We start from the raw sequence: 3,879 nt of genomic DNA, 5'->3' as shown, positions 1-3,879 counted from the left end.
GTAGCGGGGACAGGATTCGAACCTGCGACCTCTGGGTTATGAGCCCAGCGAGCTACCGAGCTGCTCCACCCCGCGTTGGTGAATGCCAGGCTACCGAACCGGTGTCACGGCCACCAAATCGCACGCTCAGCGGGGTCGGCGGGCTCGCTCACGCCTGGCTCAATGGGAAGGCGGGTTCAGCCCGTACCGCCGCGCGATGTCGTCCATCCAGACGGGGGACCCGTAGGTCAGCCCGTATTTGTCGGCCAGTTCGCCGAACTCGGGCAGCTCGTGCAGTGGCTTGCCGACCGGGTCGTCGGCGTGCTCGAGGAGCAGCTCACCGAGTTCGCGGAAATAGTTCTCGAACCCGCCCGGCGTGATGATCTCGACGATGCGGCCCGGCTCGGTGCCGGCGTTCCACATCGCGTGCATCTGCCCGCGGGGCTTGGTGATGTAACCACCGGGCCCGAGAACGACCTCGCTGTCGTCGGAGCGGAAGCCGATCTCGCCCGCCAGCACGATGGAATGCTCGTCCTCGCGGGTGTGCCGATGCGCCGCGGTGAGCAGGCCGACCTCGAACGGGTGCTCGACGATGGACACCTCGCCCCCGTTGGTCTTGCCGGACAGCTTGAAGACCGCCCCAAAACCAGGCAGGGCAACGTAATCGCCTTCGCCGGGGCGGACCACCGTGACCCCGATTGCGTTCGCGTCGCTCATCTGACGTTCGCCCTTCTTCAGAACCCGACCGCGGTCGCGGTGGGCGCCGTGTCGTCCCGAGGCGGCCAGAGCGGCTGCGGCACTTCGACACCGAAGGGCTTGTCCCAGCCGTTTCGGGATGAAACCTCGTGCACGGGATGGCGGTTGGCCGCGACACCCCATTTGCCCCGCGGGTAGCCGAGGGCCAGCATCGCCGACATCGCCCAGCCCTCCTCGACGGGCACGCCCAGTAACTCGTTCACCCGGTCCTCGAAATTGCGGAGCACCATCGTCATGACACCGCCGACACCCTCGGCACGCGCGGCGAGCAACACACTCCAGATCGCCGGGAAGATGTTGGCGCCGCCGAGGTCGTCGATGGCAAAGACGAAGAGCAACAACGGAATTTCCTCGAAGTGGTCGGCCAGATAGTCCCCGGAGCCTTTGATTCGGCGCATCGTCTCGGCGTGGGCGGCCGCGTCGGCACCGGGCGCCGGTGCCACCATCGGCCCCGTCCCCGTCCCGAACTTCTCGTATTCGAGGGCGCGGGCCTGGCGGAACAATTGGGCGAACGCGCGGATGAGCTGCGGATCGTCAACGGCGACAAAGTGCCAGCGTTGGGTGTTGGCCCCGTTGGGGGCGCGAACGGCCGCGTCGAGGATGCGGGCCTGCGCGTCCAGCGGAACCGGATCGGGCCGCAGCCGCCGCATCATCCTGGTGGTGTACAGCGCTTCGTGGATGTCCATCTGTCTACTCCCTTCCGGGCCATTCCGGGCTATTCCGGCCAGCTGTTGTTGAGGATCTTGTCGACGAAGTCGACGCGCTCGAATGCGGGATCGAAGTGCGCCAGTACGTCGGCGTTCATGGTGCCGGCCGTGGTCTGCGGGCGGTGCTTCATGCCGTCGTTGAACGCCGCCAGGATTCGCTGTTTGAACTGGGGGCGCGGATGGGCGGCGGTCACCGCGGCGAGCGCTTCGGGAGCCACATCGTCGCGGCCGACACCGACCACGTCGACTTCCACACCGGCCTGCAGCAGGGCGACTTCGGGCGCCAGGAACTCGGGCACGCCGGGGGTGGTGTGCAGGGCGATGCCGAGCCACACCGTGTCGGCGTCGGCCTCATCGAAACCGTGGGTCGTCAAGAATTCCCGCGCCGCGTTGGCGCCGTCGACCTCGAAGCGCAGGGTGGAGTTGCGGTAGCGCTCGGTCAGGCCGAGGTCGTGGAACATCGCCGCGACGTAGAGCAGCTCCACATTCGGTTGCACTCCGCGGCGCAAGCCCTGCAGTGCGCCGAAGAAGAACACCCGCCGGGAATGGTGGAAGAGCAACTCGTCCTCGGTGTCACGGATGAAGTCGGTGACCTCGCGCGCCAGCGCGGTGTCGGGTACCTGGATGCCGGCGATGATGTCTATCGAACCGGTGGTCATGATCTCGTCTCCTTCTCCGGTGGCCGTCGTGACCAGTGTGCGACGGGCCGGACGATCCGACGCCGGTCGTTTCAGCCGTCAACCCCTCAGAAAGCGACACAATGGCGTACGTGGCCGTAGCCGGAAAGCATTCACGGGTGGTGGTCATCGTCGTCTTCGACGGGGTGACGCTGCTGGACGTCGCGGGAGCGGGTGAGGTCTTCGTCGAAGCCAACCGCTTCGGCGCCGACTACCGGCTCAAGATCGCGTCGGTGGACGGCGGCGACGTGACAAGTTCGATCGGGACCCGATTGGGGGTCACCGACCGCATCTCGGCCATCGATTCCGCCGATACCGTTCTGGTCGCCGGCAGCGACAACCTGCCCGGGCGAGCACTCGACCCCGCGCTCGTCGAGGCCATCAGATCCGTCTCGGCGCGAACCCGGCGGATGGCGTCCATTTGCACGGGGTCGTTCATCCTCGCGCAGGCCGGCCTGCTGCGCGGCCGGCGCGCCACCACGCACTGGCACGATGCCCGGCGGTTGGCCCGGGCCTTTCGGGATGTCACCGTCGAACCGGACGCGATCTTCGTCCGCGACGGCGACGTCTTCACCTCGGCCGGGATTTCCTCGGGCATCGACCTGGCGCTGGCGTTGGTCGAAATGGACCACGGCACCGAACTGGTCCGCGACGTCGCCCGGTGGCTGGTCGTCTATCTGAAACGGGCCGGCGGACAATCACAATTCTCGGTGCTGGTCGAGGCCGACCCCCCGCCGCAGTCCCCGCTGCGCGCGGTCACCGACGCGATCGCGGCCGATCCCGCCGCCGACTACAGCGTGAAAAGACTTGCGGCCCTAGCATCGTTGAGCACGCGCCAGCTGACCCGGCTGTTCCAATCGGAGCTCGGGATGACCCCGGCACGCTACGTCGAATTGGTTCGAATCGATTTCGCCCGTAACGCACTCGAAGCCGGCCGGTCCGTCACCGAGACCGCGGGCATGGCCGGCTTCGGCAGCGTCGAAACGCTGCGACGCGCATTCGTCACCCAGTTGGGCATCAGCCCGAAAGCCTACCGCGACAGATTCCGAACGGCCTACGCCTGACAGCTATTTGGTGTTGTTGTACTTCGTGATCGCGTCGTCCAACCGCTGCAGCGCCGCACCGTAGCCGGCGAAATCACCCTTCTTCTGCGCGTCTTTGGCCGCGCCCATCGCTGCCTGGATCTCCTGCAGCACAGCGGCTTTGGCCGGCGACAGCGCGACCGATCCGTCCGGAGCCGGCGGGACCGCCGCGGGCGGTGGGGATCCCGGTGTCGCGGCCGGCGCCGGCGCACTGGCCGGCGGACTCGCCGCGGGCGTCCCCGCTTCGGTGGGCTGAATCCCCGTCGCCGCCGCACCCGCGCCGGGACCGAACAGCCCGGTGAGGGCGTCGCGCACGGTGGGGCCGTACCCGATCTTGTCGTTGTACATCATCGCCACCCGGATCAGCCGCGGGTAGGAGGAGGCCGCGTCACTGGCCCCCGGGGAGGCGTACACGGGTTCGACGTAGAGCAGCCCGCCCTGACCGACCGGCAAGGTGAGCAGGTTGCCCCACCGGATCCGGTTCTGGTTGTCGCGCCCGATCACCCCGAGGTCCTGGGACACCGCCGGGTCGGTGGTGATCGCGTTGTTGGCCAGCTTCGGCCCGTTGACCTGACCCGGGATGGTCAGCACGGTGATCCGGCCGTACGTCGCCGGGTCGGAGCTCGCGCTGATGTAGGCGGCCAGATAGTCGCGCTTGAACCTGTTCATCGCGCTCGT

General features: G+C 67.7%; 5 protein-coding genes and 1 tRNA gene. 1 reads left to right on the top strand and 5 read right to left on the bottom strand.

Going from position 1 to position 3,879, the window contains the following annotated elements:
• Position 1: 1 nt before the first annotated feature.
• The 4 genes from Q0W90_RS23680 to Q0W90_RS23665 all read right to left on the bottom strand — a co-directional run bounded on the left by Q0W90_RS23680 (position 2) and on the right by Q0W90_RS23665 (position 2,101).
• Positions 2–75, bottom strand: a tRNA-Met gene (locus Q0W90_RS23680).
• Positions 76–159: 84 nt separating this feature from the next.
• The gene (locus Q0W90_RS23675) at positions 160–696 is read right to left on the bottom strand and encodes a cupin domain-containing protein (RefSeq protein WP_297597083.1); all 537 of its coding nucleotides are present in this window, start codon (positions 694–696) and stop codon (positions 160–162) included.
• 17 nt (positions 697–713) lie between these two features.
• Complete coding sequence (locus Q0W90_RS23670) at positions 714–1,421, bottom strand: nitroreductase family protein (RefSeq protein WP_297697540.1); 708 nt, start codon at positions 1,419–1,421, stop codon at positions 714–716.
• Positions 1,422–1,450: 29 nt separating this feature from the next.
• A complete protein-coding gene (locus Q0W90_RS23665; RefSeq protein WP_297597078.1) occupies positions 1,451–2,101 on the bottom strand; it encodes an HD domain-containing protein in 651 nt (216 codons plus the stop codon).
• 101 nt (positions 2,102–2,202) lie between these two features.
• On the opposite strand from Q0W90_RS23665, the gene Q0W90_RS23660 reads away from it, so the two are divergent.
• Positions 2,203–3,183, top strand: a complete 981-nt coding sequence (locus Q0W90_RS23660; RefSeq protein ID WP_297597077.1) for a DJ-1/PfpI family protein — start codon at positions 2,203–2,205, stop codon at positions 3,181–3,183.
• 3 nt (positions 3,184–3,186) lie between these two features.
• Here the strand turns inward: Q0W90_RS23660 and Q0W90_RS23655 are convergent.
• Positions 3,187–3,879, bottom strand: a 693-nt coding sequence (locus Q0W90_RS23655) for a UPF0182 family protein (RefSeq protein ID WP_297777017.1), incomplete at its 5' end; no start/stop codon positions are given.

Origin of the sequence: Mycobacterium sp., assembly GCF_025933915.1 — a bacterium.
Lineage (GTDB): Bacteria > Actinomycetota > Actinomycetes > Mycobacteriales > Mycobacteriaceae > Mycobacterium.
The sequence above is the reverse complement of the archived record's forward strand: the minus strand, read 5'-3'. Positions and strand labels throughout refer to the sequence as shown.

Bases quoted from the DNA above. Each gene is read 5' to 3' on its own strand.
- Q0W90_RS23675 (WP_297597083.1), bottom strand. From the start codon at position 696: ATGAGCGACGCGAACGCAATCGGGGTCACGGTGGTCCGCCCCGGCGAA.
- Q0W90_RS23670 (WP_297697540.1), bottom strand. From the start codon at position 1,421: ATGGACATCCACGAAGCGCTGTACACCACCAGGATGATGCGGCGGCTG.
- Q0W90_RS23665 (WP_297597078.1), bottom strand. From the start codon at position 2,101: ATGACCACCGGTTCGATAGACATCATCGCCGGCATCCAGGTACCCGAC.
- Q0W90_RS23660 (WP_297597077.1), top strand. From the start codon at position 2,203: ATGGCGTACGTGGCCGTAGCCGGAAAGCATTCACGGGTGGTGGTCATC.